Origin of the sequence: Tolypothrix bouteillei VB521301, from assembly GCF_000760695.4 — a bacterium.
Classification (GTDB): domain Bacteria; phylum Cyanobacteriota; class Cyanobacteriia; order Cyanobacteriales; family Nostocaceae; genus Scytonema; species Scytonema bouteillei_A.
The window spans coordinates 1241042-1264027 of the sequence record NZ_JHEG04000001.1 but is presented as its reverse complement, the minus strand read 5'-3'; the positions used below and the strand labels follow the sequence as shown (position 1 = coordinate 1264027).

General features: G+C 41.7%; 12 protein-coding genes. 5 read left to right on the top strand and 7 right to left on the bottom strand.

Going from position 1 to position 22986, the window contains the following annotated elements:
* Nucleotides 1-16: 16 nt before the first annotated feature.
* Both HC643_RS04905 and HC643_RS04900 read right to left on the bottom strand, forming a co-directional pair.
* Entirely contained in the window at nucleotides 17-865 is an 849-nt protein-coding gene (locus HC643_RS04905) for an SWIM zinc finger family protein (protein WP_038081386.1), read from the bottom strand.
* Nucleotides 866-966: 101 nt separating this feature from the next.
* Complete coding sequence (locus tag HC643_RS04900) at nucleotides 967-4227, bottom strand: DEAD/DEAH box helicase (RefSeq protein ID WP_038081388.1); 3261 nt, start codon at nucleotides 4225-4227, stop codon at nucleotides 967-969.
* Nucleotides 4228-4734: 507 nt separating this feature from the next.
* Between HC643_RS04900 and HC643_RS04895 the strand changes: the two genes are divergently transcribed.
* Nucleotides 4735-6888, top strand: a complete 2154-nt coding sequence (locus HC643_RS04895) for a polyribonucleotide nucleotidyltransferase (protein WP_038081390.1) — start codon at nucleotides 4735-4737, stop codon at nucleotides 6886-6888.
* Nucleotides 6889-7141: 253 nt separating this feature from the next.
* Here HC643_RS04895 and HC643_RS04890 read toward each other — a convergent pair whose 3' ends face one another.
* Both HC643_RS04890 and HC643_RS04885 read right to left on the bottom strand, forming a co-directional pair.
* Nucleotides 7142-13120, bottom strand: coding sequence for an amino acid adenylation domain-containing protein (locus HC643_RS04890; RefSeq protein WP_038081391.1), 5979 nt, complete (start codon nucleotides 13118-13120; stop codon nucleotides 7142-7144).
* 303 nt (nucleotides 13121-13423) lie between these two features.
* The gene (locus tag HC643_RS04885) at nucleotides 13424-14113 is read right to left on the bottom strand and encodes a DUF6875 domain-containing protein (protein ID WP_038081392.1); all 690 of its coding nucleotides are present in this window, start codon (nucleotides 14111-14113) and stop codon (nucleotides 13424-13426) included.
* A 1519-nt stretch (nucleotides 14114-15632) separates the two neighbouring features.
* Between HC643_RS04885 and HC643_RS04880 the strand changes: the two genes are divergently transcribed.
* Nucleotides 15633-15899, top strand: a complete 267-nt coding sequence (locus HC643_RS04880; protein ID WP_038081393.1) for a DUF3146 family protein — start codon at nucleotides 15633-15635, stop codon at nucleotides 15897-15899.
* Nucleotides 15900-15976: 77 nt separating this feature from the next.
* Here the strand turns inward: HC643_RS04880 and HC643_RS04875 are convergent, their stop codons facing one another.
* From HC643_RS04875 to ntcA, 3 genes are all read right to left on the bottom strand, one after another.
* Nucleotides 15977-16411: a pre-16S rRNA-processing nuclease YqgF gene (locus tag HC643_RS04875; protein ID WP_038081394.1), complete on the bottom strand. Its 435-nt coding sequence runs from the start codon at nucleotides 16409-16411 to the stop codon at nucleotides 15977-15979.
* A gap of 14 nt (nucleotides 16412-16425) precedes the next feature.
* On the bottom strand, nucleotides 16426-17937 hold the full coding sequence (locus tag HC643_RS04870) for a DUF3084 domain-containing protein (protein ID WP_038081395.1): 1512 nt from the start codon (nucleotides 17935-17937) through the stop codon (nucleotides 16426-16428).
* Nucleotides 17938-18090: 153 nt separating this feature from the next.
* Nucleotides 18091-18759, bottom strand: a complete 669-nt coding sequence (gene ntcA / locus HC643_RS04865; RefSeq protein ID WP_033336565.1) for a global nitrogen regulator NtcA — start codon at nucleotides 18757-18759, stop codon at nucleotides 18091-18093.
* A 380-nt stretch (nucleotides 18760-19139) separates the two neighbouring features.
* Between ntcA and fabI the strand changes: the two genes are divergently transcribed.
* The 3 genes from fabI (at nucleotide 19140) to HC643_RS04850 (ending at nucleotide 22962) form a co-directional block, all read left to right on the top strand.
* Nucleotides 19140-19916, top strand: coding sequence for an enoyl-ACP reductase FabI (gene fabI / locus HC643_RS04860; protein WP_038081396.1), 777 nt, complete (start codon nucleotides 19140-19142; stop codon nucleotides 19914-19916).
* A 300-nt stretch (nucleotides 19917-20216) separates the two neighbouring features.
* Nucleotides 20217-21194 carry an ABC transporter ATP-binding protein gene (locus tag HC643_RS04855; RefSeq protein WP_038081398.1) on the top strand — a complete coding sequence of 326 codons (978 nt, stop codon included), beginning with the start codon at nucleotides 20217-20219 and terminating at the stop codon, nucleotides 21192-21194.
* 322 nt (nucleotides 21195-21516) lie between these two features.
* The gene (locus tag HC643_RS04850; protein ID WP_038081399.1) at nucleotides 21517-22962 is read left to right on the top strand and encodes an SLBB domain-containing protein; all 1446 of its coding nucleotides are present in this window, start codon (nucleotides 21517-21519) and stop codon (nucleotides 22960-22962) included.
* The last annotated feature ends 24 nt before the right edge of the window (nucleotides 22963-22986 follow it).

Genomic DNA, 22986 nt, shown 5'->3' with positions numbered 1-22986 from the left:
CAGCAAAATTTTTTCCTCATCCCCCTCCAACGTTCATAGCTGCTAAAAACGCCTTCTGGCTAACATCTTTGTAAACTGCATCTAAATACTTCATGACGACATCAGCAGCAGTCAAGTTTGCAGTTTTTTCCTCTTCTTTGGCTAAAGGAATTGCTCCTAAAGCATCCAAAACAGTTTCGCTACTTGATGGTGCAATCACCACCAAAGAAGATTCAAGGGGTTCGTCATATTGCCAAAAAGAACTCAGTGTGTGTAACCCAAAGATGGTATGTCGGGACAGATCGTGCTGAGTTTCTCCATTATCTGTGTGTAACGTCTCTGCACTGCCATCGCCGCGTAACTCACGCAAATTGCGGATAATCTGCTCTTTAGTACGTCCTCGTAATTGAAACAAAACAAATGGGTCTTCACTAAAACGATCGCCTAACTGATAATACACTGCAGCAACGTGTTTGCACGGATTCGCCTTATCAGGACAAGAACATTTACTGTGAACATCAGACAAGGTAAAAGGGAACAGAGAAAGACCATTGGCAGTAAAAACCTCTTCTATATTTTGCGGCATTTCTCCTGCCAGCAATTTTGCCGGGAAAATTGCCTTTTGAGACATAGTTTCAGCGACGTAACCCCATTCCTCATTACTAAAGGGATTGAGGGAAAGAGAAACTTTATAAGGTTCTGGCTCGCTTCCTTGAACTTGAGCTAAAACCCTTGGACCTTTAAATTCAATACTGCGGACGTTTCCCTCACGTGCATAGATTCTGCCACGTTCCAACCGCTTTTTAAAACGATAAGAATCTAACAAATCGAGCCACCTTTGTGACCACCATTCTCTACTAGCTTGGAGGGTTTGATTTGACTGCATAATTGTTAATTGCTAATTGTTAATTGCTAATTGCTAATTGCTAATTGCTAATTGCTAGTGTTCTATTAGCTATTAGCTATTAGCCATTAGCCATCAGCCAATCACTCTTCATCTTCTTCAATCACGGCATTGCGATCGAGAAGTAGTAAGTTGCGGAGTTGGTTGGTATCCATTTCTGTTAACCAATCTTCTCCTGCGCCTACAACTTGTTCCGCAAGTTGTTTTTTACTTTCAATCATGTCGTGAATTTTTTCCTCAAGAGTCCCGGTACAGACAAATTTATGTACCTGTACGTTGCGTGTTTGACCTATCCGAAAGACTCTGTCTGTTGCCTGATTTTCTACTGCTGGATTCCACCATCTATCAAAATGGAAAACGTGGTTTGCTCTTGTCAAATTTAATCCCACTCCTCCTGCTTTTAAGGAGAGAATCATCACTGGTGGCCCTTGGGGATCGTGTTGGAAACGGTCTATCATTTCCTCTCTTTGTTTTTTACTGGTACTGCCATATAAAAACAAGGTTTCTCTCTTTAATTGTTTCTCTAAATAAGGTTGAAGTAACTTACCCCACTCTGCAAATTGCGTAAATATCAAAGCTCGATCGCCTCCCGCGATCGCAACATCTAGCATTTCTTCCAAACGTTGCAGTTTACCGGAATGGAATTTTGCCAAGGAATCTTGCTTCAAATAGTGAGCTGGATGATTGCAAATTTGTTTGAGCTTGCTTAACAAAGCTAAAATCATTCCTCGCCGTTGCAAACCTTCCGCCGATTCAATTTCAGCTAGAGAGTCTTCCACCACTTTTTGATAAATTTCTGCTTGTTCGGCTGTTAACCCGCAAAATATTGTCATTTCCTGTTTTTCTGGCAAATCTTGAATAATTTCACGATCTGTTTTCAAACGACGTAAGATAAAGGGTTGAACTAACGAACGCAATTGAGTTAATGAAGCAGTATCACCATATTTCTCGATAGGAATAGCAAAGCGTCTTTGGAAAAATTGTTTGTTTCCTAAATATCCGGGATTGAGAAAATCTAAGATTGACCAAAGTTCTTGCAATCTATTTTCTACTGGTGTTCCTGTTAAAGCAATTTTAAATGTTGCTTCTAATTGCCGCGCTGCTTGGGACTGTTTTGCATCAGCATTTTTCACATTTTGAGCTTCGTCCAAAACTATCATTTGCCAAGAAACTGCTTGTAAAGATTTAACATCGCGATGAACTAGTGAATAACTGGTGATGATTAAATCTTGCTTTTTCGCGACTTCTGCAAATGCTTTCCCCTTTGGTCGCTTGTCCCCGTGATATTGTAAAACCTTCAAGTTAGGAGCAAATTTTTTGACCTCCCGTTCCCAGTTTCCCAATACTGATGTAGGGCAAACTAGTAAAATTGGATTTTCTAATGCTTCTTGTTCTTTTAGGTGAAGAACGAAGGCAATGAATTGGATTGTTTTCCCCAATCCCATATCGTCCGCCAAACAAGCACCCAAGCCCCAACGTTCCAAGAAAGCAAGCCACGCGACTCCACGTTCTTGATAGGGTCGCAATTTTCCTTGGAAGGTTGCAGGTGCGGGAATTGGTTCAACGGCTTTGTTATTTGTTAGAGTCGTAACAAGTTCTTGCAATGCCCCAGATGCTTCAAAGCTAACCACTGGTAATTTTTCAATTACCTGCGTATCACCCATACTAATTCGCAAAGCATCTTCTAAAGACAATGCCATTTGTTCTTTGCGAGAGGCAAAAAAGGTTTGTGCTGTTTTGATATCTTGCGATCGCAATTCTACCCATTCACCGTTAATCTCAACCAAAGGACTGTTTAACGCCACTAGTTTGTCAAACTCTTCTTTAGAAAGAGTTTGACCGCCAATTGCTAATTCCCACTTAAAGTTTAATAAACTCTGCAAACCCAAGCGTTCCTTTGCTTTTTTTGGTGTTTGAGCAGTAATTTTTAAACCCAAACGATTTGCGATATTTCCTCGGTTTTCCAAACTAGGGGGTAAAACGATTCCCAAACCGCTATCCTCAAAACGCCAAACCATGGATTTAATAAATTCATAAGCTTGTACGGGATTGAGGCGGCAAAATTCAGGATTTGGAGTTTCTAAACTGGATGCAATAGGTAAATAAAATCGCGAAGCTAACCCCAAGCCCCGCAAAAAAGTTTCTTGTGGTTGTTCAATAGTCCGGTTTTGATAAACCAACTTTTCTACTGACTGGTTCCAAATTGTCGCCGCATCTAGTAAAAAGTTGGGGTCGTCAGCAGCTTGGAGATAATATGCCAAAACCCAATCTTGTTGGTTTAACTCTGGAGGCCTCAGTACAAAACAGGTGCGAAACTGATATTTTGCCCCCACTTGATATTGTAGCGGCAGAGTCCAAGCTTTCAGTGCTGCTGCTAGTCGTTCCACCCCAAATGAATCCCCACTAACTGTGTTAGTGGCGGCTGTTAAAGAATGCAGCCACTGCCGTATTGTGGATGGAAGGGATGCCATAATCCTTACTTCCACAGGCACTTGAGAACCTACCATCTCTCGGATTTGGGAATCTACTGCGCTATTAAGAAAATCTAGCAGCAATTCTTGAGGTTCAATTGGTAAATCAACATAGGGGTAACAGGACAACGTGGAATTTGCTTCCTCATCTCCCCCATATGTCTGGTAAGTTCGGCAAGCGAGTGGCATTAATTGAGAAAACTTTTCCAAGCGAGTTCCATCTTGGGCGCTGTCTAGGAGAGCTTGCCATTTAGCGACTGTAGTATTATCTGATTGCTGTTGAAGTACAGGCAAAAACTTACAGCGAGAAATGAGATCCAAACTCCAGCGAGAAATTTGTCCCCAAAAACGTAAATCTCCTCCTAAAAATTGACTGGTCTCGTCACTTATATTGAGGGGGAGGGAAGTGAGAAATTTTGTTGCTGCTTCGGAGTTAAGACAAAAGCCTTCCACTTTCCAGGGTTGTAAATATTTTGGAGTGTCATTGCCATCTGTCTCAAATGTTGCAGAATGTGTGGGAGAAATCGATAGTGATTCCTCGTGAGCGTCATTTTGAATGCAAGTTGGTAAGGCAATAATTTGGCTGTGAGTCGGTAAATTGATGGCAGTCTCTGTGGATTTTCGCCTTCGCCCATTCTCGGTTATTTTCTGCCCATTTTGTGGCGATGTTGTGTTGAGTGCCTCTAGAGTTATATTGCGCGATCTCAACCACTCGAATAATTCCACTGGTGTCATTGCCAATGGGTGTTGTCGCACTTCTGTAAATGACGAACTTCTACTCGCATCACTTCCAAGAGTGCGCCACGTTTCTCCCCAGATGAATAAACAGCTACCCCGATCTTTTATTAACCAACTACCGTGTAAAATTGCCATTTGACAAATACTTAAGATGTTTACCGAATTAACTTTTGAATTGGCTTAATGTTTTACCAAAATTTTTATTTTTAACGCTTTCAATCAATACTTAAGTAAGTGGGCGAAAATAAAAGTGATTCTGTTAAGCAATGCAAAAACAGCTATAACTCTTACAAATGACGACTTAACTAGTTCACTTTAATTGTAACAACCTATTTATTTTACTCCCTTCCCAGAAGAAGATGACCCAAACGCTACCGCGATGGCAGGCAATGCCCACCATTAAAAATTAATAAAATTTTATAAGCCCCTTTTTCTTGGGACTTGCGGGTAAGCACGATCTCACATTATATATTGAAAAACTCCGAACTTGACACAGACAAACTCCCTGAGTAACGAATTTACATTCAGTAATGGTAATAGTTACACTTGTTTATCTTTGTATGCAACTGACACCAGCCATAATGCATAAATGTTAGGATTGCCACAGAGAGAGATAGCGAAAATAGAAGGAAAAAAAACTGAATGGGAGAATTTGAAAAGTCAATATCCTTTGACGGACGGGATATTCGACTGAAGGTGGGTCAATTAGCTCCCCAATCTGGTGGATCGGTGTTGATACAATCTGGGGATACAGCAGTTTTAGTGACGGCTACACGTTCGGAAGCTAGAGAAGGCATCGATTTCCTCCCCTTAACGGTAGATTACGAAGAAAGACTGTATGCAGCAGGTAGAATTCCTGGGGGCATGCTACGCCGGGAAGGGCGTCCGCCAGAAAGAGCAATTCTGACCAGCCGACTGATTGACCGTCCTTTACGTCCTTTGTTCCCGTCTTGGTTGCGTGACGATTTGCAAATTGTTGCACTGACTCTTTCAATGGATGAGTTAGTACCACCCGATGTACTGGCAGTTACGGGTGCTTCTATCGCTACAATTATTGCCAAAATACCATTTAACGGACCAATGGCAGCAGTTCGGGTTGGGTTAGTGGGTGACGATTTTATCATTAACCCCACTTATGCGGAAATAGAAGCCGGAGACTTGGACTTGATTGTAGCTGGCTCGCCAGATGGTGTCATCATGGTAGAAGCAGGAGCCAATCAATTGCCAGAAAGGGACATTATTGAGGCAATTGAGTTTGGTTATGAAGCAGTACAAGACCTGATCAAAGCACAACAAGATTTGATTGCGGAAATTGGGCTGGAACTCATAACACAAGAACCACCTCAGGTAGACTCGACCTTAGAGAACTTTATACGCGAACGGGCAACCGAAGATATTAAGAAAATCCTGTCACAATTTGATTTGGACAAAACACAGCGCGATGCAGCTTTAGATGAAGTTAAGGCTACCATTGAAACTGCGATCGCCGAATTATCTGAGGAAGATCCCATTCGTATTGCTGCAAAAGCCGATAAGGCGGTTGACAATAACTTTAAGGATTTGACCAAAAAGTTCATGCGCCGTCAAATTATTGAAGACAACGTTCGGGTTGATGGGCGCAAACTGGATGAAGTACGTCCGGTATCTTGTCTAGTAGATCTTTTGCCCAAGAGAGTCCATGGAAGCGGTCTGTTTAATCGGGGGCTGACTCAGGTGCTGTCTGCTTGTACTCTCGGTACACCGGGGGATATGCAGTACCTCAGCGATGATTTGCAACAAGACCAACAAAAACGCTACATGCATCACTATAACTTCCCACCGTTCTCCGTAGGGGAAACCAAACCCATGCGTGCGCCCGGTCGTCGGGAAATCGGTCATGGAGCACTTGCAGAAAGAGCTTTGTTGCCAGTACTACCACCAAAAGAACAGTTTCCTTACGTAATTCGGGTTGTTTCGGAAGTCCTTTCTTCCAATGGTTCTACCTCAATGGGTTCCGTGTGCGGTTCCACACTCGCATTAATGGATGCTGGTGTCCCCATTTCTAAACCTGTTAGTGGTGCAGCAATGGGTTTGATTAAGGAAGGCGAAGAAGTTCGAGTGCTTACCGATATTCAAGGGATTGAAGACTTTTTGGGCGACATGGACTTTAAAGTCGCTGGGACAGATAGCGGGATTACTGCTTTACAAATGGACATGAAAATCTCCGGTTTGCCCTTGGAAATTATTGCTCAAGCTGTCCACCAAGCAAAAGCAGCACGGTTGCACATTCTGGACAAAATGCTCCAGACTATCGAGCACCCCCGTACTGAAATGTCACCTTTTGCCCCACGTCTGATGACCATTCGCATCGATCCGGATATGATCGGTTTAGTTATTGGACCCGGTGGCAAGACAATTAAGGGCATTACTGAAGAAACAGGAGCAAAAATTGATATCGAAGATGATGGTACGGTAACAATTTCCGCTCTTGATGAAAACAAGGCAAAAAGAGCACGTAACATTATCCAAGGTATGACAAGAAAGCTCAACGAGGGTGATGTTTACGCAGGTCGTGTGACACGAATTATACCAATTGGTGCGTTTGTGGAATTTTTGCCCGGTAAAGAAGGTATGATTCACATTTCTCAACTTGCAGATTATCGCGTTGGGAAAGTTGAAGATGAGGTTGCAGTTGGCGATGAAGTGATTGTCAAAGTACGGGAGATTGACAATAAAGGTAGGATTAATCTCACCCGCTTGGGAATTCACCCAGATCAAGCAGCTGCAGCGCGAGAAGCAGCAGCAGTCAATCGGTAATCTGTGACAAGATTTTAGATTTTGAATTTATTGCAAAAAATCTAAAATCTCACAGGAAAGAATTTAACCTTCCCAAGCTAGTGGTTCACCACATTAATTTTGAACTTCCTACCACCTCGTTCCCAGGCTCCGCCTGGGAATGCCTTAAGGGAGGCTCCGCCTCAATACTTGTCGGTTAGCCTAAAAATAGGAAAACTCGTTTGTTGGGTGGAGGAACGAAACCCAACAAACGAAAATTCGAGACCCCTCCCGACTACTCCCGACTTTCAAGACAATGCTTCAATTTTTCCGCTAGCACCTTAACATGAGGTTCCTCAAACAAAGTGAGATGAGAACCGGGAACAAGATGAACATCTATTTCTCCCGTCACTACATCACCCCAACCAAATTGTGGATCGTATTGCATACCGACTCCTTTTTCCTTGTCTCGATGTTTGTCAGAAGTCCGCAAAAGAGTCATTTGACCTAAGTATTTCTTAAAAGTATAGTTCTTGACAGCTTGTACGTTAGCATCCATCAGTGCTACGTGCAAATCGTTTTCAGGCAAAGGTTCGGAAATCCTCAAATGTTCTAAATACTTATTTGTGATGTTGTGTTGAGTCCATTCTGTCCATCCATCAAACTTTTGCCACAAGTAAGCAGGGCCCTGTTCTAACAAATTCGTAAAATGCACTAAGATTCGTTGTAAAAATGGTAACCGACTGCTATATCCAGGAAGACAGGTATCAAGTATAGCTAGCATTCCAATCTCTTCACCTTGTAAGTAAAGTTGCTGCGCCATTTCGTAAGCAATAATACCACCCAAAGAATAACCACTCAGAAAATAAGGACCTTTTGGTTGAACGGACTGAATTTCTCTAATATAAAGTGCTGCCATGTCTTCTACTTTGGTTAAGAAAGGCAGTTTTCCATCTATTCCTTGTGGTTGTATCCCATAAAACGGTCGCTCTAAACCAAGGTGCCGTGCTAATAAGTGGTAACACAAAATTTCTCCACCAAGGGGATGAATGCAAAACAATGGTGGTTTTGAACCTTTGGGTTGAATTGGTACCAAGCACGACCATCGGGCAAATTCTTCTTCTCGATACCGAGAAAGTATTTTGGCAATGTCTTCTACTGTACCCGATTGAAAAAGAGTGGCAAGAGGAAGTTTTTGGGTAAATTTTTGCTCGATCTGCGCGAATAGCTTTACTGCTAGTAAAGAATGTCCTCCTAGCTCAAAAAAGTTATCTCTCACACCAACACGCTCGATACTTAAGACTTGTTTCCAAATCTCTACTAACTCGCGTTCTAACTTGTTGCGGGGAGCAACAAAGGTTTTCTTTTCTACCTCAGGTACTGGAAGAGCTGCGCGGTTGAGTTTACCATTAGGAGTTAGGGGTAGCGCTTCTAGCATTACAAAGGAAGCTGGAACCATGTATCTGGGAAGCTTTTCCGTGAGAAATTGCCTCAGTTGGTTGACAGTGGAACTTTGTTGTTCTTTGAGAACAACATATGCTACTAACTGCTTGTCACGGGGAATGTCTTCTCTTAGAACAACGGCCACTTCTCGAACAGAGGGATATTGACTCAATACAACTTCAATTTCGCCCAACTCAATCCGGAATCCACGAATCTTGACTTGATTGTCAATGCGATCGCAAAACTCAACGTTACCGTTGGGTAGGTAGCGTCCCAAGTCTCCCGTTTTATAAAGTCGGTCGGTAGCAATCTTGGTAAATGGGTTGACAATAAAACGTTCTTGAGTTAATGCATCGCTGCCAATATAACCAGAAGATAAGTAAGGGGTGCGAACGTAAATCTCTCCTATCTCGCCAATTCCAGCTAACTGCAACCCCTGTGTCAAAACAAGTAACTGTACATCCTCAATACCTCGACCTAGAGGGATTAGAGAATGGGGACTGGGGGCTGGGCCACCAACACTACAATCTTCAGGTATAACAAAGTAACCCATAGCTTGGGGGGTTTCAGTAGCACCGTAAAAATTGACACAAGTTACGTTGGGAGCAAAACGATAGATGTTTCTGACATCTTGTTGCTTAAGCATGTCACCAGCAAAAAATACGTAACGCAAGTCCGTGGTTTGGCTTTCGGTTTTTGCTGTCAGCAGTTGTGCCATTGCTGGTGTCAGATGAGCAACACTAATTCTCATCACTCGCATCCAATCAGCTAGCTGATTTAATGTTTCAATCTCCTCTTGCTGGGGAATGCATAAAGTTGACCCCAATGACAAGGGTGTGAAAATATCTCTTAACAAAGGATCGTGAGATAAACCAGAAAGCATGCTAAATTTATCTGACTCGCACAACCCAAAAGTCTTTTGATGCCATTGCACAAAATGAGATAAAGGTCTGTGGCTACCTTTAATACCCTTAGGTTTACCTGTAGAACCAGAAGTAAAAGCAAAATAAGCTAAATCATCTAGTTCCACTGTCACTTCTGGGTTACTTGTGGGATAACTTTGTAATGCTACCAAGATTGAGTCATAGGATATTTCCAAACAGCAAAAACTATAGCGGTTCTCATCCGAATAAAATACAGTTTCATCTGCGTCCTTTGCCATGCATCTGCGGTTCCATGCAGTCAGAACTTGAGAATCTGAAGCAATTTGCAGCCAAGCACGAGGCTGGACTGATTCAAGACAATCCATCAATCGAGAAGTGGGATAAGCCGGATCGAGAATGACAAAAGCGCCACCTGCTTTCAGAACACCTAGGATTGCTACAACTAATAAGGCACTTCTTTGTCCGTAAATGGCAACTACGTCTTGAGATTGGATATTATTTGCTAGCAAGTAGTGAGCCAATTGATTGGTCAGTTCTTCAAGTTTGGCGTAAGTCCAAGCAACTCGTGCATCCACAACTGCCAAGTTTTGCGGTACTCTTTGAGCTTGTTGAGAAAATTTAGTATGAACGGCTGCTTCTGAGAGTATGGAAAGTTTTTGCTGAGGATTTGGTAAAAGTAATGCCGCTGTGTTCGTAACTAGTGATAGAGAAGAAATATTCTGTTGTGGAGTTTCCGCAATCTGAACGAGCAAATGATGGAACTGATCGAGCATTTCCTGCATTCGCTCGGGTACGAATAGGTCAGCATTGTAAACTAATTCCAGTTTGATTCCTTGCTGTTGTTCGGTGATGTACAAGGTTAAGTCAAACTTAGAAGGAGTTTCTGGCATTGAGAAGGGTTCTACAACCAGACCGGGTAATTCCAGTTTAATATCCTTTAAATTCAGCATATTAAACCATACTTGAAATAGTGGGTTGCGGCTGGTATCTCTTTCTGGCTGTAGTTCTTGTACTAACTTCTCAAAAGGCATATCTTGATGGGTATATGCTTCCAATGCCATGCGACGAACGCGATTTAGTAGGGTAGAAAAACTGGGATTTTCAGAACAGTTAACCCGTAAAACTACGGTGTTGATAAAAAATCCAATCAAATCTTCAAGTTCAGCCCGATTGCGACCTGCGATAGGAGAGCCAATGAGGATGTCTTCTTGTCCGGTATAACGGTGCAAAAGTGTTCCAAATGCTGCAAGCAACGTCATAAACAGGGTCACGCCTTCCTGTTGCGATCGCATTGTCAAAGATGCTGCTAGGGTTTGGGGTAGTATCAAAGATTGCATCGCGCCTCGGTAAGTTTGCACGGGAGGACGCGGTTTGTCAGTAGGTAATTCCAGTATAGTATTTGCACCTGCTAGCTGGTCTTTCCAGTAATCTAGCTGTTGGTTGAGAACTTGACCCGATAGCCGTTGACGCTGCCAAATTGCAAAGTCAGCATATTGGATGGGCAGTTTTGGTAACGGATTTGGCAATTTTTGCGCGAAAGCTTCATACACTGTTGCCAATTGCTGCCATAAAATACCCATTGACCAGCCATCAGAAGCAATATGATGCATGACCAGCAAAAGTACGTATTCTTGATGGTCTACGTAACACAATGTTGCTCGCAGCATCAAATCAGACGATAAGTTAAAAGGACGGTGTGCTTCCCGGTTAAGGTAATCTGACAGTTGAGGGTTAATTTCGCTTTTTTGTTCGTGCAAAAAGTCAACGATCTTCAGTTCTACAGAGCGAGGTTCTTGAAAAATTTGTATGGGGCTACCATCAACCGAGACAATAAAATTTGTTCGGAGTGCTTCATGATGGGCAACAATTGCATCTAAAGACTGTTGCAATACGCCTACATCTAATGTCCCCTGTAACCGAAATGCTTGAGAGATGATGTAAGTCGGGCTGTTTGGCTCCAACTGCTCCAAAAACCAAACTCTCTGCTGAGCAAAAGACAGGGGTACCGTTTGTCGATTGGTTAATCGGGGAATTGTATGATTTTCCAAGAGATTGGTGTCTTGGTTTTGAATAACCGAGATCTCACGTGCCAAATCCGCGATTGTTGGTGTCTCAAACAGCAACTGTACTTTAATTTCTACACCTAAAGCCCGACGTATCCGAGACATCACTTGCGTTGCTAGCAGTGAATGCCCCCCCAATTCAAAAAAGTTGTCATAAATACCTACGACTTCCAAACTCAAAACTTCCGCCCAAATGGATGCCAAAACCTGCTCAATTGGATTGCGGGCTTCAACAAAGTTATGTTTGTAACTTTCTCGATCTGGTGCGGGTAAAGCATGGCGGTCTACCTTGCCATTAGGATTTAATGGCATGGTATCTAAAAAGACAAAGCTAGCAGGTACCATGTACTGAGGCAACTTATCCTGCAAAAAAAGGCGCAACTCAGAAGGGCTGGGGCGTTCTACGGAGTTATGTTCTGGAGCTACCACAACATAAGCCACTAATTGTTTGTGACCCGGAACGTTTTCTCGCGCCATAACTAAAGTTTGTTGTACGGCTGGATGCGTACCAAGTTTCGCTTCAATTTCTCCTAATTCAATGCGAAAGCCCCGAATTTTAACCTGATGGTCAATACGACCGAGAAACTCAAGATTTCCATCAGATAAATAACGCACCAAATCCCCTGTTTTATAGAGTCGGTCTGAACAAGTCAATTCAGAAGAATTATTTGCTGTTTTAAAAGGGTTGGGAATAAACTTTTCATCTGTTAGTTCAGGACGGTTAAAATAACCCCGCGCCAATCCTACACCACCAATATGCAATTCACCAGGTTCGCCAACAGGTACGGGTTGCAAGTTTTCATCTAATATGTAAATTTCTGCGTTAGCGATCGGGCGACCAATGGGAGCAAAAATGCCATGAGTTCCGCGCTGACAAGTCCAGAAGGTCGCATCAATAGAAGCTTCAGTAGGACCGTAGCAGTTATGCAGAACATTCTCCAAATTCAGGCGGGTAAAAAACTGTTCTACTAATTCAATGGGTAAAGCTTCTCCGCCGCAAGTTACGTGTCGAAGGCTTTTACAGTTCTCGATTCCCTCTTCTTCTAACAACACGCGGAGTATAGAAGGTACTAAGGCGAGAACGGTAATTTGTTTCTCAATCACAGTCTTTACTAAATACGCAGTGTCTTGATGTCCGCCAGGTGATGGTAATATTAACTGTCCTCCAAACGACAAACACCAAAATATCTGCCATACAGAAGGATCGAAGCTAAAAGAAATCGTTTGTAAAACTTTATCGACTTGGCTTAATCCAAAACTGGTTTGCCTCCAGTAAAGTTGGTTGTATATTCCCCGGTGAGGAATCATCACCCCTTTGGGTTGTCCCGTGGAGCCAGAGGTATAAATGACGTAAATGAGATTATGGGCTTTTGTTTCGCAAACAAGATTGTCTTGGCTGTTGTGGGCTATTTGTTCCCAATCGCTATCCAAACAAACGATTTGTGCTTTACAAGCAGGTAATTTGTGAACTAAGTGCTTTTGCGTGAGCAGTACTGGTGTCTGAGTATCCTCCATAATGAAGGCTAGACGTTCTTCAGGATATGTTGGATCGAGTGGTACATAAGCACCTCCCGCTTTGAGAATTCCTAACAGCCCTATTACCATTTCTAAAGAACGCTCTACACAAATCCCAACTAAAACTTCTTTTTTTACACCCAATGCACGCAGGTGATACGCTAGTTGGTTGGCTTGCTGATTTAACTGTCGGTAAGTGAGTTGTTTGTTTTCAAATACAACAGCAACAGCGTCCGGCGATCGCTCTACTTGAGCCTCAAACAGTTGATGAATGCATAACTCTAATGAGTTATCTATTTGAGTCTTCTGGTTCTTTTCTATTGTTAAGCAATTGTTATAAACAGATGTATTTTGTTTGATATTACTCATGGAGATATAGCGTCTAATGAGAATTACAAGATTTCTAGGAAAAACAAAATTCTGATTGAGATTAATTCAAAAAGTGTTTGCGACAGATAATGGGGGAGTATCTAGTTCAATTGAGGCTTTTGCAATCCAAAATATAAAATCCACGCATCCACCGAAATGGTATGTAGCAATTCCCACTTTATGAGGTACAGGAGATTGAACTAAATGTAGTTTGTAGCAGATGGATGCAGATAAATTTTTACCTCAGCAGGCTGGGAAATGCTGTAGCAAAATTTCTTGATTTATCTTTGAAGACAAGGTTTTTTATGAGTGCTCCCAACATAAATCCAATAACTTCTCATTTTGAAGCTGCTCTTGTGCTAATTTCAAAGCATAACGAGCATTACTAACATTTTTACTTTCGGAATTTTTCCGATCAAAGTGTCGTAAATAAGCTTTGAGATACTTAATGCGAAGTTCCAAATTATCGGCATTTATAAGAAAAGGTAAATCTGATTCAACCATAAAGCGAATCGCTAAAATGGGTATGGGACTTTGAAGGGGGTAAAAATTAGAGTTGTGCAATCCTGGGCTATAATTGCGCTTGTGAAATTCTCCTAACATTAAACCTGAATCTACAAAAAATTCTTTGAGCTTTTGTTGCACGCTATCAATGATACGAGCAGTGTCTTCTAGCTTAATATCGGGAAAAATTAAGATAATACTTTGAGTCAACTCAGTTTCTTTGTTCCTTGGCTCTATTTGCAGAAAAATATCTTTATAGCTTAAAACTAGTTCTTCAATTTCCTGTAACTGTAGATTTTGAGCGCGAATAACTCCTAGTTGAATACCGTTTGTCTTAAGTGCATGAGGTACATAAGGGCATACAGGACCCGATCTACCCAAATTTGGGTGAGGTTTTATCAAAAAATTTTTAATCCACTGCTGGATTTCAATTAAATAGGGAAGGTCTTGTTGAAAACGATCTATTTCAGTAGGTGTGTAGAGTTGCATTGTAATTACATTCCTCAATTCGATAGATGTATTTTTTGTCTTAAGCCAAATTCATTTCATGCAGTATGTAGCGAATTATGCAGAGGCATACGAAAGCAATGCTCATTTTTAATAAGGAATGTTGTCCTTATTTCATAGCCATACAAAGTATTAGAAAAAATACCACCATAGTACTTTTTCAGGAAAAGTCTTTTGTGTCATTCCAAAAGAGTCTAAGTTACTAGAGCGCCGAAACAGTATTCCCAAAAACCCTGTTTCTTCAATTTGAGCCTACGAGAGATCGAGCTTTTCGAGCCAGAGAAACCAGTTTTTTGTCTTCATATTGATTTCTGTACCGATGCTCTAGTACTTAAACCTAATCGTTTATCGTCAATCATGAAGTTTTAGTTTGAGCAGTAGTGATTTATCTCAAACTAAGATGACCATAACCGTATTTGTTCTGAACTTTTACTAAATTACACGATTCTTTTTCAAAAAATGTTAAATTGCTCTTTACATATCACTAAAATTCTTGAAGTTTTTGTATGGAAAAATATTTTTTACTTTAAATCACTCGACATTAACTTAAATACTAAAAATAAAAAGTAGCTATCTCATTTCTAAAACAACTACTGAGTTTTCTCATTCAACTGTTTTTTGTCCGTAACTGATTTGATTAAAGGGTCTTTATAAAGTAAATATTAAATCAATAAATATATTGTATAGGAGGTTACAATACTTGTCGGTTAAAAGTTTTTTTCCTCCCCTGCACAAAGGTTCTGGTCTCATACGGTAATCTTCTTAACCAAGCAGTATGGGGTTGGGTTGAGGAACGAAAACCAACTTACGCTCTTCTTAATGTTTACTTTTTAAATCATCACTGAGGAAAAAAATTAATTTTTTAATAAAATATTTCTGACTTAACAGCAAATTTCTCTTAAAGAAATAACACAGTTGTATGAAAACGGTATGTAGAGATGATGGCAATAAGTTGACAAAGATTTACTACAAATAAAAATAACAAATTTTTCATAAAAAATCTTCATATAGCAATCCTAATTCTTTATCAAAAATTTAATTCCTGTAGAGTGAGCAATGCCCATCAAATCACGCTTCTGTGCAGCAAAGTCCTACTTACACGTATTTTACTAAGGCAGAAGTTTTGGGAAAACGAGTGGTTCGAGATGACTGTATTCTCGCCTCTACCTTCGGGACAGAAAAGCAGGCGTCAGTCAATGCGCTATGTGTTTCAGCCGTTGTCTCTCGGCTAGTTACAAGCACCATCCCCTTGTGCGTGGTGCAATTGACCTGTATGAAATCAACCATGTAAAGATTCAATAAAGTGTGTCTAAAATCTACCTATATAGGAGAAGGGGCTTGCTGTTGAATCAACTACAGAGCATATTGATGGGCAAAAATTGTAAATGTCAGAAAATCTTGATTTGGTTCAATTACTACCATTGAGATATTTGGAACTGTGCTGAGTTAATGTAAAGCTATAAGAAGTTAGTTTTACTCTAAAACTTGACAATTAAGCGTCGTGAGTGCTAAGAACCGTTTACCAGAAACTACTGCCCATGTCAGGATTATCCGTCAATCCTGGCAACAAGGCTATCTTGAAGGTGAAGTCAGAGCAGGCGATTTTGAGTGGCAGTTCCAATGGCATTTCCGTCGCGGGGAACTTGCTGTAAAGCCTTCTCAAGGACGTGCTTTAATTAAAGAACCCTTGGGGCGCTTTTTAGAGCAACAAGACTACCAACTCGAACCGGGCGGAGACTATGCTTTCACAATTAGAGCAGAACTCTAAAAAATTATGAATGATGAATGATGAATGATGAACGGTAGTCTTTAAACTTTCAATTCATAATTTATAATTCATAATTCCTAATTCGTTAGTCGGTTTAGGTATCTTTCAATCAGCAGGATGGCAACAATATCATCTATTGGTCTTGGGGGTTGTCTCATACCACGAGGTAGTAATCTTGTCAATCCTTTAGGAGGATACATCTGCCAGTAGCGATCGCGTGCTTCTAAAGTTGTATATCTCTCATCTATTAAAATAATATTTAATGAATCTGTTAATTCCCCAGTCAGTTGTTGTTTCCAACGCTTGGCTGTTGTTTGGTCTCCCATAACCAATAAGGAAATGGGATACTTTTGTTGCAACGACAAAATAGCAGCGATCGCATGTTCGGAGGGGACAACTTCATGATAGTAAAGTTGCCTATCTACACCCATGACAGCCAAGCCACACTTATCTCGACCTGGATCGAATCCCAAAATAACTGGTTGCGTTGGTGAAAATTCAGGAATAGTCATTGGTCAGTATTGATTCAAGTACTAAAAACAACTTGCCCGTTCTGAATTGCTATCAGTTTTACTTTGAGTGGCCCTGCGGTGAAAGTGTCTTCTGCTGCAACAGCTTTAATATCTAATGGCAGATTATACTGCCTCAATTGGGTAATGAAGCGGTAGAACGTACTATCTATTTGAATACTGTCTAAGATTCCAGCATTTCGGGCACGAAATTGCGAAGCAGAAATGAGTAATTCCAGTCGCTGACGTAATTGGTAGGCTGTCATCTTTTGAGGATCGGCTGTTGTGGCTGCTAACACCTCACCTCCTGTAAAGACTTTTTGATTGAGGGTTGCATCGGCAAAAAACTGAATACCATTTTCTCCTCTGACGTAGTTACCAGCACTAAACACTCGGACTACATATTCTCGACCATCTTTTATTTGCTGACTGAGTTGCTCAATTTGCTCTTTAGTCACAAATAACATCTGTGAATTTTCTGTATTTGCACCGGGTTCAGTAAGTTTGAGGATAGCTGTTCGGTTCGCTTCTTGTAACAGTTGAACGATCGCCTGACGCGCAGCTGTTGGTTGTTCAATACGAACAACTCCAGCAGCGAGAACTTGACCCCGAACCAAGGCTAGTTTTCCCAAACGCAATTCGCGGTAGGACTGGTAGAATTTTTCCAGCCTTGCCACTTCCTGTTCTAGCTCATTCTGCTGCATTTCCAGGTCTTTAAGGCGAGACTCCCTTTGAGCAATGACTTTTTCTCTTTCCGCAATGGTTTGATTGCGTTCTTGAATCAGCCGATCTAGGTTATTAATTCTTTTGTCTCGCTGTTCAATACCCTCCTGTCGGTTAGCCAGTTCGCGATCCCGTTTGTCGATCGCTTCTTGCGCTTGGGCGATCGCTCTTTTTGCCTCGGCAAATAATTTTTGCCGCCCTATCTTAAGTTTTTCTACTTCTACCAGCAGCTTTTTTTTCTCAACATCAACGTTTTGCAGTTCAGCTACAGTTTGTTTGTAGCGTGCTACTACTTGATCCAGTTGGGTCTCCGTATTTTGGAGTTGAGCTTGAATTTGGGCTTGTTGGCTGAGAGTGCGGCTGAGTTGTTCTGTCGTGCGATTCAGTTGGTTTTGCGTTGCTTGTTGTTTTGCATTTGCCTCCTTTAATGACTCATTGGTTTTTTGCAAGCGTTCTTCTTTCTCTTGTTGTTCTTTTCTAGCTTGCTCTAATTCTTTCCGCGTGACATCCAGTTGTTGAGTTGTGGATTCGAGACTTTCGCGCTTGCGACGAAGGTCTTTTTGTATATCCTCTAGCTCAAATACTCCTTTACGCAACCCTTCGTCAGCAGCAAACAAAATTGCCAAAGTTGATGCCGAGACTAAAGTTCCTGTCAGAATAGTCACTAGTACTGCTGTGTTTTTGGGACGCAGATTGAAGAGTGAGAGCCGCGCCTTGCCAACTCGGGTGCCAATACGGTCTCCCACTGTGGCGATTGCGCCTCCCAAAATTAATATTGCCAATATTAGGATGTACCCGGTGGTCATCTTTTAGCTACCGACGAAATCCTTCCAGATACAGCCTACTACTTCAAGCCATCATCTGTGGAGAAATTAGAGGATAGTGCTGAGTTTTTTAGAGAGCTTTCAGCATAGGTACACAATTGCTTCTGCCCTCTTAACTCAACACTCAGAACTATTTTAGGTGAATTGCCGACTTAAGGTAACGGGCTTGTGGACAGTAATCTTTTTCTTATGAATGGAAATCATCTTTTTCTCCCGCAGGTCACCTAGTAGCCTGGTAACAGTCACGCGAGTAGAACCAATTGCTTCCGCTATTGCTTGATGGGATAGCTTCAAATCAATTGTGATTCCATCAGCACAAGGAACGCCAAAATCACGACAGAGAATTAGTAAAAAACTCACCAATCGCGAACCCATATCTCGGTGAGCAAGTGTTTCAATCATCATCTCTGTTTGTAAAATTCGCGAAGACAGTCCGCGCAGCATTAACATTGACAATTCTGGATTTTCCTTGAGTGCTTGTTCTACCTGTTCTATTGGGGCTGACAGCAGTTCAACAGGCGTAAAAGCAACTGCATGGTAAAACCTATCTGATTTGTTTCCTGTTAACAAGGACAAAACGCCAAAAACACTATTTTCCCGAAGTAGTGCTACGGTTATTTCTTCTCCTGCCTCGTACACCCTGGAGAGTTTAACAGCTCCTTTCAATAAGAAATAAACTCGTTCGGCAGGATCGCCGGGGAAAAAGATGGTTTTATTGCGTTCAAACGTCTCTACAACAGGAGGAAACGCTCCTGTTGCCATCTGACGAAAAACATTTGCTAGGGCCTTATCTTGTGTCATCATCTCCCTTCCCCTACCCAATGCCGGAAAAAATAAAACTAATTCCCTAAGAATACACCCGAAAAATCAAGAACACATTGTCAACCTTTTTGTTCTTTCCTATACTTATCCTCTGGTGCTCATAGTTAATTGTTCATCATGATACATAATTTTTCATGTTTAGATCTAGTACTTTTTAAATAGTTGATTGCAAAAGTTTTTCCAAAACAGTTTTTTGACAAAAAACCGAAGATATATTGAGATTGCCCGATGCTTCCAGTAACAATTTTCTGGTAGCTAACAGGTACCCGGATCGTAATATTTACTAATACTGCTCAAAACTCCAGACAACTAGCCTCAGATTCTAGTATGCTCAAGCATGAAAGTTCACATTAAGAATTAATATGCTTGACCTGACGGGAAAAAAAGCTATTGTAACAGGAATTGCAAACAACCGATCCATTGCTTGGGGGATCGCCCAACAACTCCATAAAGCAGGAGCCGATCTGGGAATTACTTACTTGCCAGATGAGAAAGGCAAAATGGAAAAGAAAGTTGCAGAACTGGTAGAACCCCTCACTCCGAGCTTGTTTCTTCCTTGTGATGTCCAAAACGACGAGCAGGTTAGGTCAACCTTTGAAGAAATCCAGCAAAAGTGGGGTAAGCTAGATATCCTCATCCATTGCCTCGCCTTTGCCAGTAAAGATGACCTGAGTGGAGACTTCAGCAAAACCTCTCGTTCCGGCTTTAATCTGGCAATGGAAGTGAGTACTTACTCTCTAGTACAGCTTGCAGGGATCGCTAAACCCTTAATGACTGAGGGAGGAAGTATTGTCACTCTGTCCTACCTGGGTGGTGTACGAGCAATTCCCAACTATAATGTCATGGGAGTTGCCAAAGCAGGGTTGGAAGCTTGCGTGCGCTACCTAGCGGCTGAAATGGGTTCTGCCAATATTCGGGTAAACGCCATATCCGCAGGTCCTATTCGTACTCTCGCTTCTAGTGCGGTAGGAGGTATTTTGGACATGATTCACCATGTTGAGCAAGTTGCGCCATTAAAACGCACTGTCACTCAGCTCGAGGTGGGCAATGCAGCCGCTTTTTTATGTAGCGACTTGTCTAGCGGAATTACCGGGCAAGTCCTGTACGTTGATGCAGGGTACGAAATCATGGGCATGTAAAAATAAATTATTGTGAAATTAGGTAGGCTAGCGCTCGGTGACCGGAAAATTGAACGATTACCTTGATTTGTGTCAACCTACCTAATTGTGTATTTACCATTAGAGATTGGTTGTTGGCAAATGGCTCTGACCCATTATTTGCGAAAAAATACAATCTCTCACCCCCAAGTTTCGCCTCAACAAAGGTTAACAGCCTCCCTGTATATCGATCGCTGGTCATCGGTCGCTGGTCAATGTTATTATTGGGAGTCAACTGGGTAACCTATAGATTAAACGTATTGCTGTTGCCCGAAGCACAAGATGAAGTCTGTTGCAGACGCCCCGAACTCCGAACTAAATACACGAGACAGTCCGCCAGTTGTTCTAACCTCTGAGTTGCGAAAGGTCTATCGCACTGGCTTTTTTATGAATCAGAAAGTTGTCTCTCTCAAAAACTGTTCTTTGAAAGTTTACAAGGGAGAAACTTTTGGGCTGTTAGGACCAAATGGTGCTGGTAAAACAACACTATTGAAATTGTTACTGGGAATTATCCGTCCGACATCGGGGCGGGGATTGCTTTTGGGAAAGCCGATTGGAGATCGTGGTGTTAAAGAACGTATCGGTTATTTACCTGAAAACCCTTATTTATATGACTATCTCACGGGTTGGGAATTTTTACAGTTAGTCGCCGGACTATTTCAAATTCCTAAAAAGGTTCAACGCCAACGCATTCCTCAATTGCTGGAATTGGTAGGATTGCCTCAATCTGACGCCCGCAAAAAACTCCTGCGCCGTTATTCAAAAGGAATGTTACAACGTGTCGGAATGGCACAAGCACTCATTAACGATCCAGAACTGGTATTCTTGGATGAACCCATGTCAGGGCTCGACCCTGTGGGACGCTACCAAATGAGAGAGATTATCTTATCTTTAAAAGCGGCAGGTAAAACAATTTTTTTCAACAGTCATGTTCTCAGTGAAGTGGAACAAATTTGCGATCGCGTTGCCATTCTTGCCCAAGGTGAACTTATTTGTTCTGGATCTCTTAATGAACTTTTAGGAACAACTGACGTATATTCTGTCAAAGGACACGGTGGAGACTGGGAAATTATTGAAAAATGGATCGCTAATTTGGAGTACCAGCCAGATGGGTCTTGGCAAGGGGAACTCAATGGAGATTATTATGATTTTCTGGCGAGCCTGCGTTTGATGGGAGGGCAATTAATAGCCATGAATTTGTCACGTCCATCTTTAGAAAAGTTTTTTGTGCAACAAATTCAAAACCTGAAAAATCAGTAATTAGAGCGTAAAAAGTAGAAGGTAGTCATTATTGGCTTGTGAAACAAACCTGACTATCTATTCTTACTTTTCATACTTATCGTGCTTGTGAAAATATTGATTTCCAATATAGGAGCAACAAAATTTACAGTAAATTTACATAGAACCGAGTTGAACTTTAAATAAAATTCAAATAAAATTTAAAGTTATTAAATAATTTCGTTCCGGAAGGATAATTTAATTGAAGAATGTGTGAACATCAGGGAACTAGAATACGTAAAAATAGTCAATCAGGCTAAAAATGTTTAAACAGTATGTAATTAATAGTAATCTTAGGTAAGCAATGCATAATACGAGTGTGGTGAAATTGCTCGCCCATCCAGCTGTGGGTATGGTGTTATTAACATCTGTAAGTATCGCTATTCCAACCGTTAGTTTAGCGCAAAGGCAGCCAACAGCGAGAACGACACAGGTAGACACAAACTACACCCTTGGAGGCGGCGATCGCATTAGAGTGAGTGTATTTGAAGTTCCCGAATACTCAGGAGAGTATCAAGTTCCACCAGGTGGAGGAATTAACTTACCTTTGATTGGCAGTGTTAATGTTCTGGGACTAACTACGGAACAATCTGCTGACTTAATTGCCCAAAGATACTCTCGGTATCTAAAACGTCCTATTATTTCAGTTAACCTATTATCACCTCGTCCCATTAACGTTTTTGTCGCTGGAGAAGTCACCCGTCCGGGAGCTTATACTCTCAGCTTGCAAGGAGGTGCAGGAGACAATCCTGGGGTACAATACCCAACAGTACTTGCTGCACTCACCACCGCCCAGGGTGTAACTTTGAGTGCGGATGTCACTAGAGTGGAATTGCGGCGCAAACTTGGCAGAGGACCAGAACAAGTTACCAGTCTCAATTTAGATGAACTCAGACGCACGGGAAGGTTACCCCAAGATATCACCTTGCGGGATGGCGATACCATTTTCGTACCCACAGCAAGTACTCTAGACTTAGCAAATGCACGTAATTTAGCCGCATCTAGTTTTGCTGCCGATCCCACAAGACCCCGTACAGTAGCAATTATTGGTGAAGTTTACCGTCCTGGGTCATATCTAGTGACTCAAGGTGCTACAGAAGGTGGTACCACCGGTCAAACGAATGCACCAAGTATTACAGGTCAACCCACTTTGACACGAGCACTTCAGCTAGCAGGAGGAATTACACCACAAGCTGATGTTCGTAATGTCATCATCCGCAGACCTACAAGAACTGGATCGGAACAATCTATAAATATTAACCTGTGGCAACTGTTGCAAAGCGGTGATATCAATCAGGACATCATCGTACAAGATGGAGATACAGTTGTTATCCCAACGGCAACTGAAATCAACCGTGCAGAAGCAACACAATTAGCGACAACGACTTTATCTCCCACGCGCATACAAGTGGGTGTCGTTGGTGAAGTGAAAAAACCGGGGCAAATAGACCTTCAGCCCAATAGCACTTTAAACCAAGCATTACTAGCAGCTGGTGGATTTAATGATGCCAGAGCAAGTAGTAAAGCTGTAGATTTGGTTCGCTTGAATCCAGACGGTTCTGTGACCAAACGTCAAGTTAAGGTAGATTTTAAAGCAGGAATTAATGAAGACACAAACCCAATACTCCGTAATAATGATGTTGTGGTAGTGTACCGATCTGGTGGAGCAAAGGCTGGCGATACAGCCGGTTTGGTTATTAATCCTCTAGGTGGTCTTTTAGGTATTGTTAGAGCTTTATTTGGCTTCTAAAAGTATTACCATCCAGTTTTTTTA

Bases quoted from the DNA above. Each gene is read 5' to 3' on its own strand.
- HC643_RS04905 (WP_038081386.1), bottom strand. From the start codon at position 865: ATGCAGTCAAATCAAACCCTCCAAGCTAGTAGAGAATGGTGGTCACAA.
- HC643_RS04850 (WP_038081399.1), top strand. From the start codon at position 21,517: ATGCATAATACGAGTGTGGTGAAATTGCTCGCCCATCCAGCTGTGGGT.
- HC643_RS04895 (WP_038081390.1), top strand. From the start codon at position 4,735: ATGGGAGAATTTGAAAAGTCAATATCCTTTGACGGACGGGATATTCGA.
- HC643_RS04870 (WP_038081395.1), bottom strand. From the start codon at position 17,937: ATGACCACCGGGTACATCCTAATATTGGCAATATTAATTTTGGGAGGC.
- HC643_RS04885 (WP_038081392.1), bottom strand. From the start codon at position 14,113: ATGCAACTCTACACACCTACTGAAATAGATCGTTTTCAACAAGACCTT.
- fabI (WP_038081396.1), top strand. From the start codon at position 19,140: ATGCTTGACCTGACGGGAAAAAAAGCTATTGTAACAGGAATTGCAAAC.
- HC643_RS04900 (WP_038081388.1), bottom strand. From the start codon at position 4,227: ATGGCAATTTTACACGGTAGTTGGTTAATAAAAGATCGGGGTAGCTGT.
- HC643_RS04875 (WP_038081394.1), bottom strand. From the start codon at position 16,411: ATGACTATTCCTGAATTTTCACCAACGCAACCAGTTATTTTGGGATTC.
- HC643_RS04855 (WP_038081398.1), top strand. From the start codon at position 20,217: ATGAAGTCTGTTGCAGACGCCCCGAACTCCGAACTAAATACACGAGAC.
- ntcA (WP_033336565.1), bottom strand. From the start codon at position 18,759: ATGATGACACAAGATAAGGCCCTAGCAAATGTTTTTCGTCAGATGGCA.
- HC643_RS04890 (WP_038081391.1), bottom strand. From the start codon at position 13,120: ATGAGTAATATCAAACAAAATACATCTGTTTATAACAATTGCTTAACA.